The organism is Streptomyces sp. NPDC048507, assembly GCF_043199995.1.
Taxonomy (GTDB): Bacteria; Actinomycetota; Actinomycetes; order Streptomycetales; family Streptomycetaceae; genus Streptomyces.
On sequence record NZ_JBICWZ010000010.1, the window covers coordinates 124,635 to 147,280 of the forward strand.

General features: G+C 74.5%; 13 protein-coding genes. 3 read left to right on the top strand and 10 right to left on the bottom strand.

What is annotated here, in order from left to right:
* Window positions 1-91 precede the first annotated feature (91 nt).
* The 4 genes from ACGFXC_RS25900 to ACGFXC_RS25915 form a co-directional block, all read right to left on the bottom strand.
* Complete coding sequence (locus ACGFXC_RS25900) at window positions 92-424, bottom strand: hypothetical protein (protein ID WP_393716565.1); 333 nt, start codon at window positions 422-424, stop codon at window positions 92-94.
* The gene (locus ACGFXC_RS25905; RefSeq protein WP_356874535.1) at window positions 421-792 is read right to left on the bottom strand and encodes a WhiB family transcriptional regulator; all 372 of its coding nucleotides are present in this window, start codon (window positions 790-792) and stop codon (window positions 421-423) included. Before ACGFXC_RS25905 ends, ACGFXC_RS25900 begins: the two co-directional genes overlap by 4 nt.
* Window positions 793-976: 184 nt before the next feature.
* Window positions 977-1,282 carry a hypothetical protein gene (locus tag ACGFXC_RS25910; RefSeq protein WP_393716752.1) on the bottom strand — a complete coding sequence of 102 codons (306 nt, stop codon included), beginning with the start codon at window positions 1,280-1,282 and terminating at the stop codon, window positions 977-979.
* Between the two features lie 179 nt (window positions 1,283-1,461).
* Window positions 1,462-3,642, bottom strand: coding sequence for an ATP-dependent DNA helicase UvrD2 (locus ACGFXC_RS25915; RefSeq protein ID WP_393716567.1), 2,181 nt, complete (start codon window positions 3,640-3,642; stop codon window positions 1,462-1,464).
* Between the two features lie 222 nt (window positions 3,643-3,864).
* On the opposite strand from ACGFXC_RS25915, the gene ACGFXC_RS25920 reads away from it, so the two are divergent.
* Entirely contained in the window at window positions 3,865-4,125 is a 261-nt protein-coding gene (locus ACGFXC_RS25920; protein WP_393716568.1) for a mycoredoxin, read from the top strand.
* An 84-nt stretch (window positions 4,126-4,209) separates the two neighbouring features.
* Here ACGFXC_RS25920 and nudC read toward each other — a convergent pair whose 3' ends face one another.
* From nudC to ACGFXC_RS25945, 5 genes are all read right to left on the bottom strand, one after another.
* Window positions 4,210-5,163, bottom strand: coding sequence for an NAD(+) diphosphatase (gene nudC, locus ACGFXC_RS25925; RefSeq protein WP_393716570.1), 954 nt, complete (start codon window positions 5,161-5,163; stop codon window positions 4,210-4,212).
* Window positions 5,164-5,234: 71 nt separating this feature from the next.
* Complete coding sequence (locus ACGFXC_RS25930; protein WP_393716572.1) at window positions 5,235-6,641, bottom strand: dipeptidase; 1,407 nt, start codon at window positions 6,639-6,641, stop codon at window positions 5,235-5,237.
* A gap of 10 nt (window positions 6,642-6,651) precedes the next feature.
* Entirely contained in the window at window positions 6,652-10,758 is a 4,107-nt protein-coding gene (locus ACGFXC_RS25935) for a UvrD-helicase domain-containing protein (RefSeq protein WP_393716574.1), read from the bottom strand.
* A gap of 94 nt (window positions 10,759-10,852) precedes the next feature.
* Window positions 10,853-14,341 (bottom strand): ATP-dependent helicase, encoded by a 3,489-nt coding sequence (locus tag ACGFXC_RS25940; RefSeq protein WP_393716754.1) that lies wholly within the window; start codon window positions 14,339-14,341, stop codon window positions 10,853-10,855.
* A 249-nt stretch (window positions 14,342-14,590) separates the two neighbouring features.
* On the bottom strand, window positions 14,591-14,938 hold the full coding sequence (locus ACGFXC_RS25945) for an MGMT family protein (RefSeq protein ID WP_393716576.1): 348 nt from the start codon (window positions 14,936-14,938) through the stop codon (window positions 14,591-14,593).
* A 119-nt stretch (window positions 14,939-15,057) separates the two neighbouring features.
* Here ACGFXC_RS25945 and ACGFXC_RS25950 point away from each other — a divergent pair, with 119 nt between their 5' ends.
* On the top strand, window positions 15,058-17,967 hold the full coding sequence (locus ACGFXC_RS25950; protein ID WP_393716577.1) for a flippase-like domain-containing protein: 2,910 nt from the start codon (window positions 15,058-15,060) through the stop codon (window positions 17,965-17,967).
* 54 nt (window positions 17,968-18,021) lie between these two features.
* Here the strand turns inward: ACGFXC_RS25950 and ACGFXC_RS25955 are convergent, their stop codons facing one another.
* Window positions 18,022-18,768 (bottom strand): YwiC-like family protein, encoded by a 747-nt coding sequence (locus ACGFXC_RS25955; RefSeq protein ID WP_393716579.1) that lies wholly within the window; start codon window positions 18,766-18,768, stop codon window positions 18,022-18,024.
* A 203-nt stretch (window positions 18,769-18,971) separates the two neighbouring features.
* Between ACGFXC_RS25955 and ACGFXC_RS25960 the strand changes: the two genes are divergently transcribed.
* The gene (locus tag ACGFXC_RS25960) at window positions 18,972-22,643 is read left to right on the top strand and encodes a nitrate reductase subunit alpha (protein ID WP_393716581.1); all 3,672 of its coding nucleotides are present in this window, start codon (window positions 18,972-18,974) and stop codon (window positions 22,641-22,643) included.
* Window positions 22,644-22,646: the final 3 nt, after the last annotated feature.

A 22,646-nucleotide genomic window follows, 5' to 3' on the forward strand; every position in this document is an offset into this window, starting at 1 on the left:
CCGGCCCGCTCCGCAACGCACCGGGGGGACCGGTCCGTTCGGACCGGTCCCCCCGGGTGGTTCAGTCGGTGGCTCGCGGGCTCACCGGCCGTCAGTGCATGACGGCCATGGCGAGCGCACGCCGGGCGCGCAGCGAGACGCGCTCGGCCTTGCGCTGCATGCGCCGGGCGGCGACCAGGCGCAGGGCGTGACGCTCGGCGTCCGCCTCACGCATGCGGTCGTCCATATGGGCACGAGCCAGGGCTTCTGGGATGAGTTGCATTTCGCGGGTCCTGTTCTGACGCGAGGTGATCGCGCCTGCGGTGATGAAGTCTGCGGTGGCGGAGCCGTGCGGCTGCTCGCTCGTGGTGGCGTGGGGGGACATGAGGGCCTGCTTCAGGGGGTCGTGCGTCACGGGGCGGTCGATGGTTCCGATGGCGGTCATGCCGCTGCAACCGGGTTCTTGCGCGGACGGCCACGCGGACGCTTGCGCGCCACGACGACGCCCTGGACGAAGAGCTCGCCGCCCCAGACGCCCCAGGGCTCGCGGCGCTCCTTGGCGCCGGCGAGGCAGGCCTCGACCAGCGGGCAGGTGCCGCAGAGCGACTTGGCGTACTCGACGTCGGCCGGGGACTCGGCGAAGAAGACCTCGGGGTCGAAGGTGCGGCAGGGAACCGGGACGCCGAGGTTCTCGATGGCGTCGTCGAGCGCGGTGAGCGCGGTGAGGGGGGTCAAGGTGGAGTCCTCCGGGACTGCGGGCGGGGAGATCGTTTGGGTCTGCGGTACGGACGGGGCGTGCGCTTCGAGTTGCACGGTGTTTTTCTTCCTCGTCTTGTTCGACTAGTCGTTCCGGCCGGTCGGCCGGTCGCGGCTTGGTACCTGGTCTTGCCAGTCCCGAGGCCCCTTCGCTCCGCCGTCCCCGTTCGGGGACAAACAGAAGGGCCGCGGATCCCGGGTGGGGTTCCGCGGCCCTGAAGGCGCCGGCCTGATCGTGAGATCAGGCTGGATCACTCCAGGGTTCGAGCCCGCGGAAGGCCCACATCAGGTGGTGCTGGTGCTTCTTCGTCTGCGTCTGGGATCCGGCACCGGCTGCGGCCGCGAAGCCATAGGCGGCGTGCGCCTGGGCTTCCAGTACTGCCACCGGTGCCTGGGTCGGTCGCTCATTGCGCTCGCTGACCGGAAGGGTCGCCAGGAGGGCGGGGCTGCCGACGGAAATCGCGGACAGACCGGTACCCCTGTTGGAGACGGAGCCGAGCAGGCAGGAAGCGTCGACCGAGCGATCGGTCATTTTGGTGAAGGTCATGAAGCTGGTCACTGGTCTCGCCTCCTCTCGGCGTCTCGGGGTCCGGGCCCGGAGGCCTGTCCCATGCGTATTCGGATAAGTACAGCACGGATCCCGGGCTTCGGAGAAGCCACCGTTTCCGTTGCTAAGAACCTATGGGGATCCGCCGGGCATGTGCAAACTATTTTTCCGACGAGTTTCTACGCGTCGTCAGGATCCGCCCCGACAGGCTCCTGGCCTGCGCAGATGGCCAGGACATCGGTTCCGTACCGCTCGAGCTTGCGGCCACCGACGCCGGAGATCATCGAGAGCTCCCCGGCCTCGGAGGGCGAGGCCTCCGCGATGGCCATGAGGGTCTTGTCGGTGAAGACGCAGTACGCGGGCAGCCCCTGGGCCTTCGACTGGCCCGCGCGCCAGTCGCGCAGCCGCTCGTAGAGTCCTTCGTCCATGTCGGACGGGCAGTCTTCGCAGCGCATCAGTTTGATGTCGCCGGCTTCCGTCAGGGTCCGGCCGCAGACCCGGCACAGCGCCGGTCCGCGGCGGCCGCGGACCCGGGTGCCGCCCTCGGTGGAGGCCCCGGCCCGGCTCGCGGGGGCCGCGGAGCCCGGCCGCAGGCCGTTCAGGAAGCGGCTGGGGCGACGGGAGGCCCGGCCGCCCGGAGCCCGGGAGAGCGCCCAGGAGAGCGTCAGGTGCACCCGGGCGCGGGTCACGCCGACGTACAGCAGCCGGCGCTCCTCCTCGACCTGCTCGTCGGTCTTGGCGTAGGTGATCGGCACCATGCCGTCGGTGAGGCCCACCAGGAAGACGGCGTCCCACTCCAGGCCCTTCGCCGCGTGCAGCGAGGCGAGGGTGACGCCCTGGACGGTCGGCGCGTGCTGGACGGCCTTGCGCTCCTCCAGCTCGACCGTGAGATCGGCCAGCGTCGCCCCGGGGCGGGCCCGGGCGAAGTCCTCGGCCAGGCGGACCAGCGCGGCCAGGGATTCCCACTGGTCGCGCACGGCGCCGGAGCCGGCGGGCGGCGCGGCGCTCCAGCCGGTGGAACTGAGCACGGCCCGGACCTGGGAGCCCAGCTCCACGACGTCTTCGAGCAGCGGATCGTTGCTGCCGCCCGAGCGGGCGGCCCCGCGCAGGGCGAGGACGGCCTTCTGCACCTCGGCCCGTTCGAAGAACCGCTCGGCCCCGCGCAGCTGGTACGGCACCCCTGCGTCGGCCAGGGCCTGCTCGTACACCTCGGACTGGGCGTTGATCCGGTAGAGGACGGCGATCTCCCCGGCGGGGACGCCGGCCGCGATGAGGTCACGGACCCGCCCGGCGACGCCCTCGGCCTCGGCGGGCTCGTCCGGGTACTCGGCGTACACGGGGGCGGGGCCCGGCTCGCGCTGGGAGATCAGCTCCAGGCGGTGTTCGGCGGCCCGGCCCCTGGCCTGGCCCAGCAGGCCGTTGGCGAGGTGGACCACCTGGGGGGTGGAGCGGTAGTCGCGGACCAGCTTGACCACGGTGGCCTGCGGGTAGCGGTTGCGGAAGTTCAGGAGGTGGTCGGGGGTGGCGCCGGTGAAGGAGTAGATGGTCTGGCTGGCGTCCCCGACGACGCAGAGGGAGTCGCGTTCGCCGAGCCACAGGTCCAGCAGGCGCTGCTGGAGCGGGCTGACGTCCTGGTACTCGTCCACCACGAAGTGCTGGTACTGGCTGCGGATCTGCTCGGCGATGTCGTGGCGGTCCTGGAGGATGCCGACGGTGAGCAGCAGCACGTCCTCGAAGTCGATCATTGCGCGGTCGCGCTTGAGCTGTTCGTAGGTGCCGTAGATCTGGGCGGTCTCGGCCAGGTCCCGGGGGGCCTCGCGGCCCGCCTTGAGGGCGGCGGCCGGATAGTCGGCTGGCACGGTCTGGGTGACCTTGGCCCATTCGATCTCGCCGGTGACGTCGCGGAGCTCGCCCCGGTCGAGGCGGATGCGGCAGCGGGCTCCGGCCTCGGCCACGAACTGGATCTTGCGTTCCAGGAGCCGGGGCACCTCGCCGCCCACGGCCCGGGGCCAGAAGTACTGGAGCTGGCGCAGCGCCGCGGAGTGGAAGGTGCGGGCCTGCACCCCGCCGGCGCCGAGGTCGCGCAGGCGCCCGCGCATCTCTCCGGCGGCGCGGTTGGTGAAGGTGACGGCGAGCACGCTGGCGGGCATGAGCTGGCCGGAACGCACCCCGTAGGCGATGCGGTGGGTGATCGCGCGGGTCTTGCCCGTACCGGCGCCCGCCAGCACGCACACCGGGCCGCGCAGGGTCGTGGCGACCTCGCGCTGTTCCGGGTCCAGGCCCAGGAGCACGGCGTCGGCGTCCGCCGCACCGCTGCCGGTGGCGGCCGGGAAGTCTGGGGAGTGCGTTGCTGATGTCACCCCGCCATGCTGCCAGGTCCCGGACGGCGGACGGGCTGGGCGTCCACAGGCGGAGCCGTTCATCACACCGGTCCGCGGCCACGGCGGCCGGTTGGATCAGTCGGATCCGTCACACCGGCCGGCCGGGGCGCGACGGACGGGAATGGTGGGGCGGCGGCGCGCGTTCGAGTACTCGGATCAGCCGAGAGACCTCGGTCCACCGAGACTCACAGAGGAGCGAGCATGCAGGACACGGGCACCGTCACGATGTACAGCACGACCTGGTGCGGTTACTGCCGTCGGCTGAAGTCCCAGATGGACCGGGAAGGCATCGCGTACAACGAGATCAACATCGAGCTCGACCCGGAGTCCGCGAAGTTCGTCGAGCAGGCCAACGGCGGCAACCAGACCGTCCCGACCGTGCGCGTGAAGTCCTCCGCCGGCAACGAGTCCGTCATGACGAACCCGAGCCTCGCCCAGGTCAAGCAGGCCCTCGCCGTCTGACCCTGCACGGCCCGGCCCCAGACCGGCCCCCGCCGCGGCGGGGGCCTTCTGCGTGTCCGGGCCCGGACCGGCGCGGGGCGGGGGTCAGAGGGCGGTGGCCGGCTTGGGGAGGGGCTGGCCGTACCAGAGCTCGACGAGGCGGGCCGCGATGGAAATGCCCGACGGGGGCAGGACCTCGCCGGATTCGATGGCGGCGCGCAGGTCCTCGCGGGAGAACCAGCGGGCCTCCTGGATCTCCTCGCCGTCGACCGTGATCTCCGAGGTGACGGCCCGGGCGGTGAAGCCCAGCATCAGGCTGTACGGGAACGGCCAGGGCTGGCTGGCCACGTACGCGACCGTGCCGACCTTGACGCCCGCCTCCTCCCACACCTCGCGGACCACCGACTGCTCGATGGACTCGCCGGGCTCGACGAACCCGGCCAGCGTGGAGAAGCGGCCCTCCGGCCAGTGCACCTGGCGGCCGAGCAGCGCGCGGTCCTGCTCGTCCGTGACCAGCATGATCACGGCCGGGTCGGTGCGCGGGTAGTGCTCGGCGCCGCAGCCCGGGCAGCGGCGGATGTGGCCGGCGGCCGCGACCACGGTGCGCTCGCCGCAGCGGGAGCAGAAGCGGTGCATGCGCTGCCAGTTCTCCAGCGCCACCGCGTGCACCATCAGGCCGGCGTCGCGCTGCGACAGCAGGAGCCCGGCCTCGCGCAGGCCCGCCGGGCGGGCCGACTGGTCCATGCGGCCCGGCAGCGAGTCCTTCTGCAGCGCGAAGTACCGTACGCCGTCGTCGTCGGTCCCCAGGAAGTAGCGGTGGGTCTCGGTGACCGGGGCCTCGAAGGCCGGGGTCATCACGATGCCGGTGCCGCCGTCGGCGGTGTCGTCGATCAGGACCTGGCCGCCGGAGACGACGAAGACGCGGGTCGTCGGGTGGCTCCAGGCCGCGGCGAGCCAGGCCTCGTCGAGGCGGTGGTGCGCGGCGCGGTCGATTCCGCTGGGCGCGGCGAGCGAGATCGGGCGCTCGGGCTCGGTATGGGTGCTCACAGGTACTTCCAACTCCCCCGGTGTGTGGGACAAGGCAGGCTGGTGTGGTGCGAGTGGCGCGGGCGGCGCGGGCGGCGCGGGCGTCAGGCGGTGGGCTTCCAGTGCTCGGCGAGGTCGCCCCACAGGTAGGCGGTGGTCTCCACGCCCTTGAGGAGGAGGTCGAGCTCGACCTTCTCGTTCGGCGAGTGCCAGCCGTCCGAGGGCACGGAGATGCCGAGGAAGAGGACCGGTGCGTCCAGGACGTCCTGGAGGTCCGCCGCCGGGCCCGAGCCGCCCTCACGGGTGAAGCGGACCTGCTGCCCGAAGGCGCGGCCCATGGCGCGCACGACCGATTGCAGGGCCGGGTGGTCCAGCGGGGTCAGGCAGGGCCGGGTGGGGGCCCCGAAGACGATGGAGTGCCGGATTCCGGCGGGCACGCGGGCCGCGACCCAGTCCCGTACGGCCGCTTCGACCTCGTACGGGTCCTGCCCCGACACCAGGCGGAACGACAGCTTCAGGTGTGCGGAGGCGGGCACGATCGTCTTGCCGCCGGGGCCCTGGTAGCCGCCGCCGATGCCGTTGACCTCGGCCGTCGGGCGGGCCCAGACCCGTTCCAGGGTGGAGTACCCGGCCTCGCCAGCCGCCGCGTGGGACTTCGCGGTGCGCAGCCACTCGGCCTCGTCGAAGGGCAGCTCGGCGATGAGCGCGCGTTCGGCGTCGGTCAGCTCGGCGATGCCGTCGTAGAAGCCGGGGATCGTGACCCGGCCGTCCTCGTCGTGCAGGGCCGCGACGAGCCGGGCGGCGGCGGTGGCCGGATTGGGCACGGCACCGCCGAAGGCGCCCGAGTGGATGTCCTGGTCGGGGCCGTGGAAGTCGATCTCGCAGTCGGCGACGCCGCGCATGCCGGTGCAGACGGTGGGGGTGGTCTCGGACCACATGCCGGTGTCGGAGACGATCACGACGTCGGCGGCCAGCCGGCCGGCCCGCTCCTCGACGAGCGCGCGGAAGTTCGGGGAGCCGGACTCCTCCTCGCCCTCGATCAGGAGCTTGAGGTGCACGGCGGGGGCGGCGGCGCCGGTGGCGGCGAGGTGGGCGCGCACGCCGAGGGTGTGGAAGAAGACCTGGCCCTTGTCGTCGGCCGCGCCGCGCCCGTACATGCGGCCGTCCGCGACGACGGGCTCGAAGGGCTCGGTGTGCCAGCCGTCGGCGAGGGCGGCGGGCTGGACGTCGTGGTGTCCGTAGACGAGGACGGTCGGGGCGGCCGGGTCCTCGGCGGGCCACTCGGCGAAGACGGCGGGGGCGCCGGCCGTCGGCCAGATCTCGGTGACCGGGAAGCCGGTCTCCTTGAGCTTCGCGGAGAGCCATTCCGCGCTGCGGCGCACGTCGTCGGCGTGCTCGGGCTGGGCCGAGACGGACGGGATGCGCAGCCACTCGGCGAGGTCGCCGAGGAAGGCCTCGCGGTGGGCGTCGATGTACAGGCGGACGGCGCTGTCCGGCAGGGTTTCGCTCATGGCCACGAGCCTAGCCGTCCACCTGAGGGTCACCGTCCGTGCCCGTTTCGCCTTGGAGGATCCGCTCAAGCCGGGCCCTGCCGGGGAGGTCGCGGGGGCGGATCACGCGGCCGCTGCGGACGTGGAGGAACGCGGCGGAGACCCGCTCCAGGGGCGTCGCCGTGGCTTCCGCCCAGGCGAGGCGGTACACGGCGAGCTGGAGGGGGTCGGCCTGGGTGGTGCGGCCGGTCTTCCAGTCGACGACCTCGTACGAGCCGTCGGGGAGCCGGTAGACGGCGTCGATCCGGCCGCGGATCACCCGGCCGGCGAGGGTGATCTGCACCGGGGCCTCCATCCGGTACGGGGTCCGCTCGGCGTAGGCGCTGCGCTCGAAGGCGGCCTTGAGGGAGGCGAGGTCGGCCTCGTCGGCGACCTCCTGGTCGGAGCCGGGCAGGTCGGTGGCGGGGTCGAGGAGCCCGTCGAGAAGGGGCAGGGGCAGTTCGTCGAAGCGGGACTCGACCCAGGCGTGGAAGCGGGTGCCCTGGCGGGCGGCGGGCTGCGGGGGCTTGGGCATGGGACGGGCCAGATCGCGTACGAAGCCCTCCTCGTCGGCGGCCAGGCGCAGGAGCTGGCTGGCGGAGAGGGCGGAGGGCAGCTCGACCTCGCGGACGGCTTCGCGGGCGCGGCGGAGCTCGCCCTCCAGGGCGTCGAGGTCACGGTCCCAGGAGGCGATGGCGCGGGCCTCTTCGGGGGTGAGCGGGGGCCCTGCCGGGCCGGCGGGGCCGGCCGGGGCGCGGCGGGGGGCCGGCAGGCGGGCCGGGCCCGGCGCGGCGGCGGGGCCGGGGTGCGCGGGCTCGCCGGCCCAGAGGTCCTCGGTGTCCGCCCAGGGGTCGGCGGAGAGGTGGTCCTCCCCCGCCCCGCCGGCCGGCTCCCCGCCTCGGACGGAGCCCTGCGGCGGGACCGCCCACGGGTCCTCGGGCACGGCTTCGCCCGCCCACGGCCCCCGCCCGCTCGGGGAGCCGCCCCCGGCGCCGCCCGGCGCCCCGGCAGCCGGCCCCCCGTGAGAGGGGTCGCCGAAGAGCGGACCCCCCTGGTCGGGACCCTCCGCGCGCGGACCCCCGTGAGACGGGGCGCCGGAGAGCGGGCCTCCGTGGGACGGGGCGCCGGACGGCGGACCCGCGTGGGACGGGGCGCCGGAGGGCGGGGACTCGGCGTACGGGCCCGCCTGGTCGGGACCCTCGGTGCGCAGGCCCCCCTGGTCGGGACCCTCGGCGTACGGGCCCCCGTGAGACGGTGCCTCGGCGCCCGGGCCCCCGTGAGAGGGGTCGCCGAAGAGCGGACCCGCGTGGGACGGGGCGCCGGAGGGCGGGCCCTCGGCGTACGGGCCCGCCTGGTCGGAACCCTCCGCGTACGGACCCCCGTGGGACGGACCCTCGGCGCCCGGGCCCCCATGAGAGGGGTCGCAGGAGAGCGGGCCCGCGTGGGACGGGGCGGCAGGGGGCGTGGCGTATGGGGCTTCGTCGTAGGGGTCTTCCTCGGGGGGTTCCTCCTCGTACGACGGGTCCTCGCAGTCGGGCGGCCAGAGGTAGGGGGCCGTCGGGGGCGGGGGCGGGGCGGGGGCCGAGAGGTGGGATTCGACCAGGGCGGCCGCCGCCCGGCGCAGGGTGAGGGAGGCCGGGTCCAACGGGAGGGGCCAGGACCGGTCGGGGCCGGTGGAGTCCAGGGCCGGGTTCTGCGCGTCGGCGGCGGGCTCCGGCGCCCAGGCCTCGATCTCGCCGAAGCCCGCCTCGCAGTGGGCGCGGAGGGACTCCAGGAACGCCGAGGGACCCCGGCGCCGCTTCTGCGTCGGCCCCCACCAGTGGCCGGAGGCCAGCAGCAGGGAACGGGGACGGGTGAAGGTGACGTACCCGAGGCGGAGTTCCTCGGTCTGCTTGTGCGTCTTGAGCGCGGCCCTGAAGGACTTCAGGCCGGCCGAGGTCCACTCCGGGTCGCCGGGCAGGGTGGCGGCGTCCCCGCGCAGGCCGTACGGGAGCACCTTCGCGTACGAGGTCCAGGCCTCCGGGGCCTTCTCCTTCGGGAAGGCGCCCGCGCACAGGTCGGGGACGACCACCACGTCCCACTCCAGGCCCTTGGACTTGTGGGCGGTGAGCACCTTCACGGTGTTCTCCCCGCCCGGCAGGGCGTGGTCCAGGCCCTTCTCGTACTGGGCGGCCGTGCGCAGGAAGCCCAGGAAGGCCAGCAGGGTGGCCTCGCCGTCCAGCGCGGCGAAGCCCGCGGCGATGTCCATGAAGTGCGACAGGGTCTCGCGCCGCCGGGCCGCCAGCGCGTGCGGGGACGCGGAGAGCTCCACCTCCAGGCCGGTGGTGGACAGCACCCGGTGCAGTACGTCCATCAGCGGGTCGGCGAGCGCCCGCCGCAGGTCCCGCAGCTCCTGGGCGAGGTGGGCGAAGCGGACCCGGGCGGCCGCGGAGAAGGGGAGGTCGTCGGGGGCCTGGCCGGCTCCGTCCAGGAAGGTCTCCAGCGCGTCGGCCAGCGAGACGACCTCCGCCGGGTCCACGCCCTCGACCGCCGCCGCGAGCCGCCCGTCGGGCCCGGTGTCCGAGGAGGCGCGGGCCACCAGCTGCCGGGCGCGGCGCCCCAGGAGCGCCAGGTCGCGGGCGCCGATGCGCCAGCGGGGCCCGATGAGCAGCCGGACGAGGGCCGCGTTGGCCCCGGGGTCCTGGAGCACCTCGCAGACGGAGACCAGGTCGGCGACCTCGGGGAGGTGCAGGAGGCCGGACAGGCCGACGACCTCCACCGGCACGTCACGGGCGACGAGGACGGCCTGGATCCGCGCGAAGTCCGCGGCCGAGCGGCACAGCACCGCGATCTCGCCGGGCTCCTTCCCGGTGCGCACCAGGTGGGCGACGGAATCGCCGAGCCACTCCAGTTCCTCCTCGTGGGTCTCCAGCAGCGCGCAGCGCACCGACCCGTCGCGCTCGGCGCCCGGCGCGGGGCGCAGCGCCTCGACCCCCTCGTGCATGGCGCGCAGCGGGGCGGCGAGCCCGTTGGCCAGGTCGAGCAGGCGGCCGCCGCTGCGCCGGTTCTCGCTGAGGGACAGGCGGGTGGCGGGGCGGCCGTCGGCGTGCCGGAAGTGCTCGGGGAAGTCGTCGAGGTTGGCGACGGAGGCCCCGCGCCAGCCGTAGATGGCCTGGCAGGGGTCGCCGACGGCGGTCACGGCGTGCCCGGTGCCGCCGCCGAAGAGTCCGGACAGCAGCAGCCGCTGGGCGACGGAGGTGTCCTGGTACTCGTCGAGCAGGACGACGCGGAACTCCTCGCGCAGCAGCGCGCCGACCTCGGGGCGGGTGGTGGCGAGGCGTGCGGAGAGGGCTATCTGGTCGCCGAAGTCGAAGAGGTCGCGGGACCGCTTGGCGGCGCGGTAGCGGCTGACGAGTTCGAGCAGCTCCAGGCGGCCGCGGACGGCCTCCGGGACCTTGCGCAGGTCTTCGTTGGTGAGCTTGACCCCGACGAGGGAGTCCAGCAGCCCGGTGTCGTAGGCGCGCAGTCCGTCCGGTTCGACGAGGTGTTCGGAGAGTTCTCCGTCGAGCGCGAGGAGGTCGCTGACCAGGTCGGGGACGGATTTGGTGAGCGAGGGGTAGGGGCCGGGGGCCTCGCGGATCACCTTGGCGGCGAGCTGGAAGCGGGTGGCGTCGGCGAGGAGGCGGGCGCTGGGTTCCAGCCCGATGCGCAGGCCGTGGTCCTTGAGGAGCTGCCCGGCGAAGGCGTGGTAGGTGGAGATGCGCGGTTCGCCGCCGGCGGCACCGGCGTCGGCCGGGGAGGGGTCCGGGTCGGTGACGCCGGCCCGGGCGAGGGCCTTGCGGACGCGCTCGGCGAGCTCACCGGCGGCCTTGTTGGTGAAGGTCAGCCCGAGGACCTGCTCGGGGGCGACCGCGCCGGTGCCGACGAGCCAGAGCACGCGGGCTGCCATGACGGTGGTCTTGCCGGAGCCGGCGCCCGCGACGATCACCTGGGGGGCGGGCGGGGCGGTGGCGCAGGCCAGCTGTTCGGGCGTGAAGGGGATCCCGAGGAGCTCCTTGAGCTGCTCGGGATCGGTGAGTGCGGGGGCGCGCCCGGACTCGTACGCGGTCACGGCGGTCACCACGAAAGGCTAGCCGCCGCCACCGACAGCGCGGTCCGGCGTCTCGTGGGACCCGTGCCGGGCGTATGCCGGGCGGCGGCCCGTGTGCGGCGGCTCATTCGACGCTCTGGCGGCCCTCGGGGCGGGCGCTGCAGGCGCTGCGGAAGGAGCAGCGCTTGCAGTGCTCGCCGGTGGCGGGCGCGAACCGTTCGTCCAGGACCCGGCCGGCGGCGGTGGCCAGCAGGTCACCGACCCAGGCGCCGGAGGGGCCGCCGTCGAGCGGCTGCTGGGCCTGGACCTTCGGCACCTCGTCCCCGCCGTCCTTCTTCGCGGCCCCCTGGCGGAGCTGGACGAGTTCGGCGCCGCCCGTCCCGGGCCGCAGGCCGTCGAAGACCTCGTCGACGGCGCCCTCGCGGACGGCGAGCTGGTAGACGGCGAGCTGGGGGTGGCGGTCGACCTCGTCGCGGGTCGGGGCACCCTTGCCGGTCTTGAAGTCGACGACGTACGCACGGCCCTGCGGGTCGGCCTCGACGCGGTCCATGGAGCCCCGGATGCGGACGGCGTACTCGCCGGCGTCGAGGGTGACGTCGAAGTCGTGCTCGGTGGCGACGGAGGTGCGGCCGCCGCGGTCGGTGGTGTGCCAGCGCAGGAAGCGCTCCAGGGCGGCGCGGGCGTTGTCCTTCTCCTGTCGGGACTTCCAGGGGGCGTCGAAGGCGAGGGCGTCCCAGACGGAGTCGAGGCGCTCCATGAGGACGGCGAGGTCGGCGGGGGTGCGGCCGGAGGCGACCTCGTCGGCGAGGACGTGGACGACGTTGCCGAAGCCCTGGGCGGCGGTGGAGGGGGCGTCGGCCTTGACCTCGCGGCCGAGGAACCACTGGAGGGAGCAGGTGTTGGCGAGCTGGTCCAGGGCGCTGCCGGAGAGGGCGACGGGCCGGTCGCGGTCGCGCAGGGGCACGGTGGAGGCGGTGGGCTCGTACAGGCCCCACCAGCGCTGCGGGTGCGCGGCGGGGACCAGGGGGCGGTCCTCGTCGTCGGTGAGCGCGGCGAGCCGGGCCAGGCGGCGGGCGGCGGCGTCGCGCAGGGCGGGCGAGGCGGCCGGGTCGACGGTGGTGGCGCGCAGTTCCGCGACGAGCGCGGGGACGGCGAGGGGGCGGCGGGGGCGGCCGGTGACGTCCTTGGGGGTGACGCCGAGCTCGGTGAGGAAGCGGGAGGGCTGGTCGCCGTCCTCGGCGGGGGCCTTGACGGCGGTGACGACGAGGCGGTGGCGGGCGCGGGTGGCGGCGACGTAGAAGAGCCGGCGTTCCTCCGCGAGGAGCGCGCCGGGGGTGAGGGGTTCGGCGAGGCCGTCGCGTCCGATGCGGTCGGCTTCGAGGAGGGAGCCGCGGCGGCGGAGGTCCGGCCAGAGGCCCTCCTGGACGCCGGCGACCACGACGAGGCCCCACTCCAGGCCCTTGGAACGGTGGGCGGTCATCAGCCGGACGGCGTCGGGGCGGACGGCGCGGGTGGTGAGGGTGTCGGCGGCGATGTCCTCGGCGTCGAGCTGTTCGAGGAAGTTGAGGGCGCCGCGGCCGCCGGTGCGTTCCTCCGCGCGGGCGGCGGTGTCGAAGAGGGCGCAGACGGCGTCGAGGTCGCGGTCGGCGTTGCGGCCGGTGGTGCCGCCGCGGCGGGCGCGGCGTTCCAGGCGCTGCGGCCAGGGGGTGCCGTCCCAGAGGGTCCAGAGGGCCTCTTCGGCGGTGCCGCCGCCCTGGAGGAGCTCGCGGGCCTTGCGCAGCAGCAGGCCGAGGCGTTGCGCTCCGCGGGCGTACGCGGGGTCGTGCGCGGTGAGCCGCTCGGGCTCGGCGAGGGCGCGGGCCAGCAGGACGTCGGAGGGCGCGGGGACGGTGACCGCGGCAGCCCGCTCCTCGTCGCGCAGGGCCCGGCCGAGGCGGCGCAGATCGGCGGCGTCCATCCCGCCGAGCGGCGACCCGAGCAGCTCGATGGCGGCCTCGACCCCGACCCACCCCTCGCCCGGGGGGACCGCCGCCCCGGTGCCGGGGCGGCCGGCGGGCGCCGTGTCCGTCGCGGCGGACTGCGGCCCACCGCCGGCGGCCGGGCCGGCGGGGGCCCCGGCGTCCGGTTCCGTGGCACCGCCGGAGGGGGCGGCGGAAGCCGGGAGCGCGGCACCGTCCGAGGGGTCAGGGGAACCGGCACCATGCGGGGCCGGGTCGGCGGCGCTCCCGGCAGCCGGGGAGACGGCGCCGTCCGGGCCCGGGAGGGCGGCGGCGGAGGCGGCTTGGGCCGTGATGCGCAGGGCCGTCAGGAGGGGGGCCACGGCCGGCTCGTGGCGCAGCGGGGCGCCCGAGGCGTCCGTTTCCGCCGGGACCCCCGCCGCGATCAGGGCGCGCCGCATCGCCGGGAGGGTGCGGCCGCCGGAGCGGACCAGGACGGCCATGTCCCGCCAGGGCACGCCGTCCTCCAGGTGGGCCCGGCGCAGCACGTCGGCGATGTTGTCGAGCTCCGCCCCGGCGGTCGGGTACGTGTACACCTCGACCCGGCCCCCGTCCCGTACGGGCTCCAGCGCCCGGTGGGCCCGTACGGCGGCCGACGGCAGCCGCGGCACCGGCATCCGGGTGGTCAGCAGCCGGGTGGCGGCCAGCAGGGCGGCGCCCGAGCGGCGGCCGACCGTCAGCGCGCGGACCCGCGCGCCGGGGAAGGCCGACTCGAAGTCGAGGACGTTGTTGATGTCGGCGCCCCGGAAGGCGTAGATCGACTGGTCCGGGTCGCCGAAGGCGACCAGGGTCCCGCCCGGGCCGTTCAGCGCGCGCAGCAGCCGCAGCTGGGAGGCGTCCGTGTCCTGGTACTCGTCCACGAGGATCACGTCGTAGGCGGAGGCGAGCGAGGGGGTGCGCTCCGCGAGGAGCACCGCGCGGTGCAGGAGCTCCGCGTAGTCCAGGGCGCCCTGGAGGTCCAGGACGTCGAGGTACTCGGAGAGGAAGGCGGCGGCCGCCTTCCAGTCGGGGCGGCCGATGCGGTCGGCGAAGTCGGAGAGGGCCCCCGGGCCCAGGCCCAGTTCGCGGGCGCGGGCCAGGACGGCCCGGACCTCGTCGGCGAACCCGCGGGTGGTCAGCGCGGCCCGCAGGTCGTCCGGCCAGCGGATCGAGCCGAGCCGGCGCTGCCCGTCCAGCAGGGTGCGTACCGTCACGTCCTGCTCGGGGCCGGAGAGCAGCCGCAGCGGGTCCGCGAACAGTTCGTGGTCCTGGTGGGCGCGGACCAGTCCGTAGCAGAAGGAGTGGAAGGTGGTGGCCTGCGGGGCGCGGGCGCCGCCGAGCCGCAGGGCCGCGCGGTCGCGCAGCTCCACCGCGGCCTTGCGGCTGAAGGTGAGGATCAGGACGCGCGCCGGATCGGTCCCCGCCTCGACCCGGGCGGCGGCCGCCTCGATCAGCGTGGTCGTCTTGCCCGTGCCCGGTCCGGCCAGCACCAGCAGGGGTCCCCGGGTGTGATCAACCACCGCGCGCTGCGCTGCGTCCAGGACAGGGGGAGCCACCCGTCCCGGGCCGCCGCGCACCAGCCGGTACGCGTCGGGGGTGCGCGTACGCCGCTGCGGGCGGCCGGAGGAAGAGGTGATCACGTGGTGTGCCGGTCCTGGTGGGTCTGCGGTCGCCGCGGTGGCCGCGGCCGCCGCGGGTGCGGTGACGGAGTCGCCGGCGGCAGCGGCCTGCGTGGCCGCCGCGTGCGCCGAAGAGGCAACGCTACGCCAACCGAGGTGGGGGCCGCAGTCCGTCCCGGGGGGCGGGAACGTCGCCCCGGAGGCCCCCGGGGTCGTCCCCCGTACGGGCCTTCGACCCTCCGCCCGCGTCCCGCATGGCCGAAGCTGTCAGATGTGAGCCTCGTCGCCTCCGTCCCGCCCGTCCCGCCCGTCCCAGCGCGCCCGCCGCATCGCCAGCCGGGGCTCGCCGGAGGGGGTCTCGCGCAGCGGGGTGCCCTCCGTGCGGTAGTGCTCCAGGGCCCGGCGCTCGCTGCCGGGCAGCGGCACTCCGTCCGCCCGCACCACCCGCCACCAGGGCACGGCCCCTCCGTACAGGGCCATGACACGGCCGACTTGACGGGGTCCGCCCTCGCCGAGCCACTCCGCGACGTCCCCGTAGGTCATCACCCGGCCGGGCGGAATCCGCTCGGCCGCTTCCAGCACCCGCTCCGCGTAGGCGGGCAGCTCTTCGCTCATTCGGCACATGGTGCCGGATGCCGGGGAGACATCGGCGGAAGTCTCGCTTCCGTACCGGCGCGCACCCTGCTGCCCCGCCCGGCCGCCGGTCCGTGCCACCATCTTCCGGGCGGTGACTGGTGATACGTGATCAAGAAGAGACGGATGTGACGGCGAAGGAGCAGGGTGTGAGCCCTCCGGACGGTGCGTCGAAGGACGGCCGCGCGCGCCCCGGCGACGGCGCGCCCGCGGACTCCGGCGCGCCCTCGGACGACGGCGCGCACCCGGACGGCGGCGCGCACCCGGATCCCGGTCCGGGCCCGCGCCGCGATCCCGGCGCGGCCGCGGACGACGGCCCCGGCGGGGGCACGCACCCCGGCACGGACGCCCGCCCCGGCGGCGACGCCCGCGCCGACGAGGTGCCCCTGTGCGATCCGCACCCCGACGACCCGCCCGGCCACACCCCGACCGCGGCCGACCGGGTCGAGGTCGACGAGCCGCTGCTCGCCGCCCGCGTGCACCGGCCCTCCGACCTCGTACGGCTCCTCGTCGGCATCCTCGGGATCGCCGTCGTCCTCGGCATCGCCGCCTTCGCCCACGGCACGACCGCGGGCCTGGAGGAGGACATCACCAAGGGCACCGGCCAGGCCCCGGACCTGCTGATCAAGGTCGCCGGCCTGGTGTCCTCGATCGCGGTACTGCTGGTCCCCGTCGCCTTCGCCATCGAACGGCTGATCAAACGCGACGGCCTGCGCATCGCCGACGGCGTCCTGGCCGCCGTGCTCGCGCACGGCGTCACCCTCGCCACCGACCTGTGGGTCTCCCAGGCCGCCCCCGGCACCATCCAGGAGGCCCTGACCCGGGCGACCGACACCACGGGCGGCTCCACCGACCCGGTGCACGGCTACCTCGCGCCCGTGATCGCGTACATGACCGCCGTCGGCATGACGCGGCGGCCGCGCTGGCGGGTGGCGCTGTGGGTCGTCCTGCTGCTGGACGCCTTCGCGATGCTGGTCAGCGGCTACACCACACCCTTCTCGATCATCCTGACCGTGCTGATCGGCTGGAGCGTCGCGTACGGAACCCTGTACGCGGTCGGCTCGCCCAACGTGCGGCCCACCGGGCAGAACCTCCTCGCGGGGCTGCGCCGGGTCGGTTTCCAGCCGGTCAGCGCGATGCGCGCGGAGCCCTCCGAGGCGGACGGCTCCGAGGCCGGCGACCGGGGCCGGCGCTACCACGTCACGCTGGAGGACGGGCCGCCGCTGGACGTCACCGTCGTGGACCGCGAACAGCAGGCGCAGGGCTTCTTCTACCGGGTCTGGCGGCGGCTGACCCTGCGCGGGATCACCACCCGGCGCAGCCTCCAGTCGCTGCGCCAGGCGCTGGAGCAGGAGGCCCTGCTGGCCTACGCGGCCATCGCGGCCGGGGCCAACGCGCCGAAGCTGATCGCCACCTCCGAGCTCGGCCCGGACGCCGTGATGCTCGTGTACGAGCACCTGGGCGGCCGGACCCTCGACGCCCTGCCCGACGAGGAGATCACCGACGAGCTGATCCGCAACGCGTGGGAGCAGGTACGGGCCCTGCAGTCGCGGCGGATCGCGCACCGCCGCCTCACCGGCGACGCGCTGGTGGTGGATCGTTCCGGCAACGTCGTCCTCACCGACCTGCGGGGCGGCGAGATCGCGGCGGGCGACCTGGTGCTCCGCATGGACATCGCGCAGCTGCTGACCACGCTCGGCCTGCGGGTCGGCGCGGAGCGGTCGGTGGCCTCCGCGGTGTCGGTGCTCGGCCCGGACGCGGTGGCGGACTGCCTGCCGCTGCTCCAGCCGATCGCGCTGAGCCGCTCCACGCGGGCGACCCTGCGCAAGCTGGCCCGGGAGCGGGCCGACCGGCAGCGGGAGGCCGTACTGGAGTCCTCGCGGGCGGCGAAGGCGGCCCGCGAGGCCGGGGCCGCGGCCGGGGCGGGGAACGCGGCGGCCAGTCCGGCCGCCGACCGCAAGGCCGAGAAGCGGGCCCTGGACGACGCGCTGGAGGACGCGCGCGAGGAGGACCTGCTGAGCCAGATCCGCCGGCAGGTGCTGCTGATCCGGCCGCAGGCGCCGGTGGAGCCGGCCCGGCTGGAGCGGATCCGGCCGCGGACGCTGGTGTCCTTCATCGCGGGCGCGTTCGGTGCGTACTTCCTGCTGACGCAGCTGGCCCACGTGGACTTCGCGACCGTCGTCGCCGAGGCGCAGTGGGGCTGGGTCGGAGCGGCGCTCGCCTTCTCGGCGCTGAGCTACTTCGCGGCGGCGATGAGCCTGCTGGGCTTCGTACCGGAGCGGGTGTCGTTCCTGCGGACGGTCGTCGCGCAGGTCGCGGGGTCCTTCGTGAAGCTGGTCGCCCCGGCGGCGGTCGGCGGCGTCGCGCTGAACACCCGGTTCCTCCAGCGGGCCGGGATCCGGCCCGGGCTCGCCGTGGCCAGCGTCGGGGCCTCGCAGCTGTTCGGGCTGGCCAGCCACATCCTGCTGCTGCTGGCGTTCGGCTACCTGACCGGCACCGAGAAGACCCCGGAGATGACCCCGTCGAGGACGGTCATCGCGGGGCTGCTGACGGTGGCCGTCCTGGTCCTCGTCGTCACGGCGGTGCCGTTCCTGCGGAAGTTCGTCGCGACGCGGGTGCGGGCGCTGTTCGCCGGTGTCGTGCCGCGCATGCTGGACGTGCTCCAGCGGCCGCAGAAGCTGATGACGGGCATCGGTGGCATGCTGCTGCTGACCGGCTGCTTCGTGATGTGCCTCGACGCCTCGATCCGCGCCTTCGGGGGCGGCGAGGCCATCAGCTACGCGAGCATCGCCGTCGTCTTCCTGGCCGGCAACGCCCTGGGTTCGGCGGCGCCGACGCCGGGCGGCATCGGCGCGGTGGAGACCACGCTGACGCTGGGTCTGATCGCGGCGGGCCTGGAGAAGGAGGTCGCCATCTCCGCGGTGCTCCTCTTCCGCCTCATGACCTTCTGGCTGCCGGTCCTGCCGGGCTGGATCTCGTTCAACTTCCTGACCCGCAAGGAAGCCATCTAGGCGGCGCGGGTCGGGCACGATCCGCAAGAGACGGCCCAGGCCGGCCCGGCGCCCTCAGAAGGCCAGGAGCAGCGTCGCCAGCAGGGCCGCCGAGCAGGCCAGTTCCACCGCGCCGACCACGGCGGGCCGCAGGGCGCGGCCCGGGAGGGCGGCCGCCCGGGCGAGGTAGGCCGTGAAGGGCGGGAGCAGCCAGGGGGAGAGCGCGCCCGCCGCCGCCACGGCGGCCGCGTGATAGGCCACCGAGCCGCGCCGGTACGCCGCGGAGCCGCGTTCGCGGATCATCGTCTTCACGTACGGGACGGTCCCGGCGAAGTACAGCAGGCAGGCGAGCGCCGGCCGCCAGGAGCCGCCGGGCCCCAGACCGCCCAGGGCGGCGGCCGCCATCAGCATCCCGCAGGCCGGGACCACCGCCGCCAGGCCGTTGAGCAGGTCCCGCTCCCGGCCGCGGCGCGCGTGGACGGCGTTCACCGCCAGGAAGGGCGCCGCCGCCGCGCCCGCGAGGAGCAGCCACGGGTGGCGCACCGCGAGCGGCAGGCCCGCCGCCGCGCAGGCCGCCCCGAGGACCACCCCGGGCCGTACGTGCCGGTGCGCCGAGCGCAGCCCGCGCGCGGCCAGCCGCAGCCACTGCTGGGCGTGGAAGACGGCCGCGTAGCCGAGCAGCCAGGCCGTCAGGAGCAGTGCGTGCGCCGCGCCGGGACGGGGCGCGAGGAGGGTGCCGGCGAGGAAGGGCACGATGAGCATCGCCCACGCCCCGTGCTGGTCGGGGACCCACACCCGGACCCACCGTCTGCGCGCAGCCATTCCGCACCGCTTTCCGTTCCGTTCCGCGGGGCTCCGCCGCCGTTCCTCCAGCGTGCCATCCGCTCGGCCCGCAAAAGACCGGCAAGAGGTCACCCGCACTGGGGACCTTTGTCACCGGGTTCGCCTTTCCGGCGGGCGTAGCGTCGTTGACGGGTCCCCTCGCCCGGAGACCGCAACACCCGTTTCCCGGCTTGGAGGTCGCTGTGGACGAGCGTCAGGAGAATCGGTCGGCGCACGAGGCAGCCGTCGATTCACTCATCAAGGCGGGCGGTTTCTTCACCCGCGCCGAGGTCTCCGGCGACCTGCGCACGGTGCACCGTACGGGCGGCCGCGCGGCGGAGGCGTTCTACCGGGACCGCTGGAGCCACGACAAGGTCGTGCACTCGACGCACGGCGTGAACTGCACGGGTTCCTGCCGCTGGAAGGTGTTCGTCAAGGACGGCATCATCACCTGGGAGACGCAGGCGACGGACTACCCCTCCGTCGGTCCCGACCGCCCCGAGTACGAGCCCCGCGGCTGCCCGCGCGGCGCCTCGTTCTCCTGGTACTCCTACTCCCCCACCCGCGTGCGCCACCCCCTCGTGCGCGGCACGCTCCTGGAGATGTACCGCGAGGCCAAGGCGCGCCTGGGCGACCCGGTCGAGGCGTGGGCCGACATCCAGCGCGATCCGGCCCGCCGGCGCGCGTACCAGCGGGCCCGGGGCAAGGGCGGGCTGGTCCGCGCCACCTGGGAGGAGGCGACCGAGCTCGTCGCCGCCGCGCACGTGCACACCATCGGGGAGCACGGCCCCGACCGGGTCGCGGGGTTCTCCCCGATCCCGGCGATGTCGATGGCCTCGCACGCCTCCGGAGCCCGTTTCCACTCGCTCATCGGCGCGCCGATGCTGTCCTTCTACGACTGGTACGCCGACCTCCCGGTGGCCTCCCCGCAGGTGTTCGGGGACCAGACGGACGTGCCCGAGTCGGGTGACTGGTGGGACGCGGCCTACCTGATGATGTGGGGCTCGAACGTCCCGGTGACCCGTACCCCGGACGCGCACTGGATGGCGGAGGCCCGCTACCGCGGCCAGAAGGTCGTCACCGTCTCCCCGGACTTCGCCGACAACACCAAGTTCGCCGACGAATGGATGCACCCGCACCCCGGTACGGACGGCGCGCTGGCCCTGGCGATGGGGCACGTCATCCTCAAGGAGTTCTTCGTGGAGGAGGAGACCCCCTTCTTCACCGACTACGTCCGCCAGTACACGGACCTGCCCTTCCTGGTGTCGCTGCGGGAAACGGAACACGGTCTGGTGCCGGGCAAGTTCGTCACCGCCGCCGATCTGGGCCGCGAGAGCGAGAACGCGCAGTGGAAGACCGTCCTCGTCGACGACGTCACCGGCGAACCGGTGGTCCCGAACGGCACGCTCGGCCACCGCTGGGGCAAGAACGAGACCCCGGAGTGGAACCTCGACCTCGGCGACACCGTGCCCCGGCTCTCCCTGATCGGCGAGGCCGGGGGCGAGAGCGCCGAGATCGTGCTGCCGCGCTTCGAGGACGACGAACGCGGCGGGACGGTCCGCCGCGGGGTCCCGGTGCGCCGGATCGGCGACCGTCTGGTGACCACCGTCTTCGACCTGATGCTGGCCCAGTACGGGGTGGCCCGCCCGGGCCTGCCCGGCGAGTGGCCCACCGGCTACGAGGACGCCGCGCAGCCCGGGACCCCCGGCTGGCAGGAGTCGCTGACCTCCGTGCCGGCCGCCCAGGCGGCCCGCGTGGCGCGGGAGTTCGCGCGGACCGCGCAGGAGTCGAAGGGCCGCTGCATGATCTTGATGGGCGCGGGGACGAACCACTGGTTCCACTCCGAGACCATCTACCGCGCCTTCCTCGCCCTGCTCACCCTCACCGGCTGCCAGGGCCGCAACGGCGGCGGCTGGGGCCATTACGTCGGCCAGGAGAAGTGCCGTCCGGTCACCGGCTGGGCCACCCTGGCGGCGGCGTCGGACTGGTCGCGTCCGCCGCGCCAGATGATCGGCGCCGCCTGGTTCTACCTGCACACCGACCAGTGGCGGTACGACACCCTGCCGGCCGGGGCCCTGGCCTCCCCGCTCGCCGCCGGCGCGTTCGAGGGGATGAGCGGCGCGGACTGCCTGGCGGCGAGCGCCCGGATGGGCTGGATGCCGTCCTACCCGACCTTCGACCGCAACCCGCTGGAGCTGGGGGAGGCCGAGGACCCCATTGCCGAAACGGTTCAGCAGCTCAAGGACGGCACCCTCGGCTTCGCCGGCGAGGATCCCGACGCCCCCCGCAACTGGCCGCGCGTGCTCAACGTCTGGCGGGCCAACCTGCTCGGCTCCAGCTCCAAGGGCAACGAGTACTTCCTCAAGCACCTCCTCGGCACCCACTCCAACCTCCCCGAGGACGGCCCGCGCTGCACCCCGCGCGACGTCGCCTACCGGGAGGAGGACGTGGAGGGCAAGCTCGACCTGCTGACGACCATGGACTTCCGGATGACCTCCACGACGCTCCTGTCGGACGTGGTCTTCCCGGCGGCCACCTGGTACGAGAAGCACGACCTGTCCTCCACGGACATGCACCCCTTCCTGCACGCCTTCACCCCGGCCGTCGACCCGCCCTGGCAGGCCCGCTCCGACTACGACGCCTTCCGCGGCCTCGCCGAGAAGTTCGGCGAGCTCGCCGGGCCCCGCCTCGGGGTGCGCAGGGACCTGGTCGCGACCGCGCTCCAGCACGACACCCCGGGCGGGGAGATGGCCCAGCCCGGCGGAGTGGCCCTGGACTGGTCGAAGGGCGAGTGCGAGCCCGTACCGGGCCGGACCATGTACAACCTGACCGTCGTCGAGCGGGACTACGGAGCGGTCGGCGAGAAGTTCGGCGCGCTCGGCCCGCTCGTGGACCGGCTCGGCGTGACCACCAAGGCCATCACCTTCGACGTCGCCGAGGAGGTCGCCCACCTCGGCGAGAAGAACGGCCTGGTCCGCGGCGGGGCCGGGGCGGGCCGTCCGCGCCTGGACACCGCGCAGCGGGCCTGCGAGGCGATCCTCGCCCTGTCGGGCACCTCCAACGGCCGGCTGGCCACACAGGGCTTCGAGACCCTGGAGAAGAAGGTCGGCACCCCCATGGCCCACCTGGCCGCCGAGGCCGAGGGCAAGCGGATCACCTTCGCCGACACCCAGGCCCGCCCGGTCCCGGTGATCACCTCACCGGAGTGGTCGGGCTCCGAGTCGGGCGGGCGCCGCTACACGGCCTTCACGGTCAACACCGAGCACCTCAAGCCCTGGCACACCCTCACCGGCCGCCAGCACTTCTTCATCGACCACGACTGGCTGCACGAGGTCGGGGAGTCCCTGCCCGTCTACAAGCCGCCGCTGAACATGCACACCCTGTACGGGGAGCCCGAGCTGGGCGTCGTCGACGAGAAGACGGTCGCCGTGCGCTACCTGACCCCGCACAACAAGTGGGCGATCCACAGCCAGTACCAGGACAACCTCTACATGATGACGCTGGGCCGCGGCGGCCAGACCGTGTGGATGTCCCCGCAGGACGCCGGGGCGATCGGCGTCGCCGACAACGACTGGATCGAGGCGGTCAACCGCAACGGGGTGGTCACCGCCCGCGCGATCGTCTCGCACAAGATGCCGCCCGGCACGGTCTACATGAACCACGCGCAGGAGCGCACGGTCGGCGTCCCCAAGACCGAGAAGACCGGCCGCCGCGGCGGCATCCACAACTCGCTGACCCGGGTGATGCTCAAGCCCACCCACCTCATCGGCGGCTACGCCCAGCTGACCTGGGCCTTCAACTACCTGGGCCCGACGGGCAACCAGCGCGACGAGGTGACGGTCATCCGCCGCCGCTCGCAGAACGTGGAGTACTGATCC

Coding starts and splice junctions, on each gene's coding strand:
- ACGFXC_RS25930 (WP_393716572.1), bottom strand. CDS start 6,641: ATGAGCGAAACCCTGCCGGACAGCGCCGTCCGCCTGTACATCGACGCC.
- ACGFXC_RS25900 (WP_393716565.1), bottom strand. CDS start 424: ATGACCGCCATCGGAACCATCGACCGCCCCGTGACGCACGACCCCCTG.
- ACGFXC_RS25920 (WP_393716568.1), top strand. CDS start 3,865: ATGCAGGACACGGGCACCGTCACGATGTACAGCACGACCTGGTGCGGT.
- ACGFXC_RS25910 (WP_393716752.1), bottom strand. CDS start 1,282: ATGACCTTCACCAAAATGACCGATCGCTCGGTCGACGCTTCCTGCCTG.
- ACGFXC_RS25945 (WP_393716576.1), bottom strand. CDS start 14,938: ATGAGCGAAGAGCTGCCCGCCTACGCGGAGCGGGTGCTGGAAGCGGCC.
- ACGFXC_RS25955 (WP_393716579.1), bottom strand. CDS start 18,768: ATGGCTGCGCGCAGACGGTGGGTCCGGGTGTGGGTCCCCGACCAGCAC.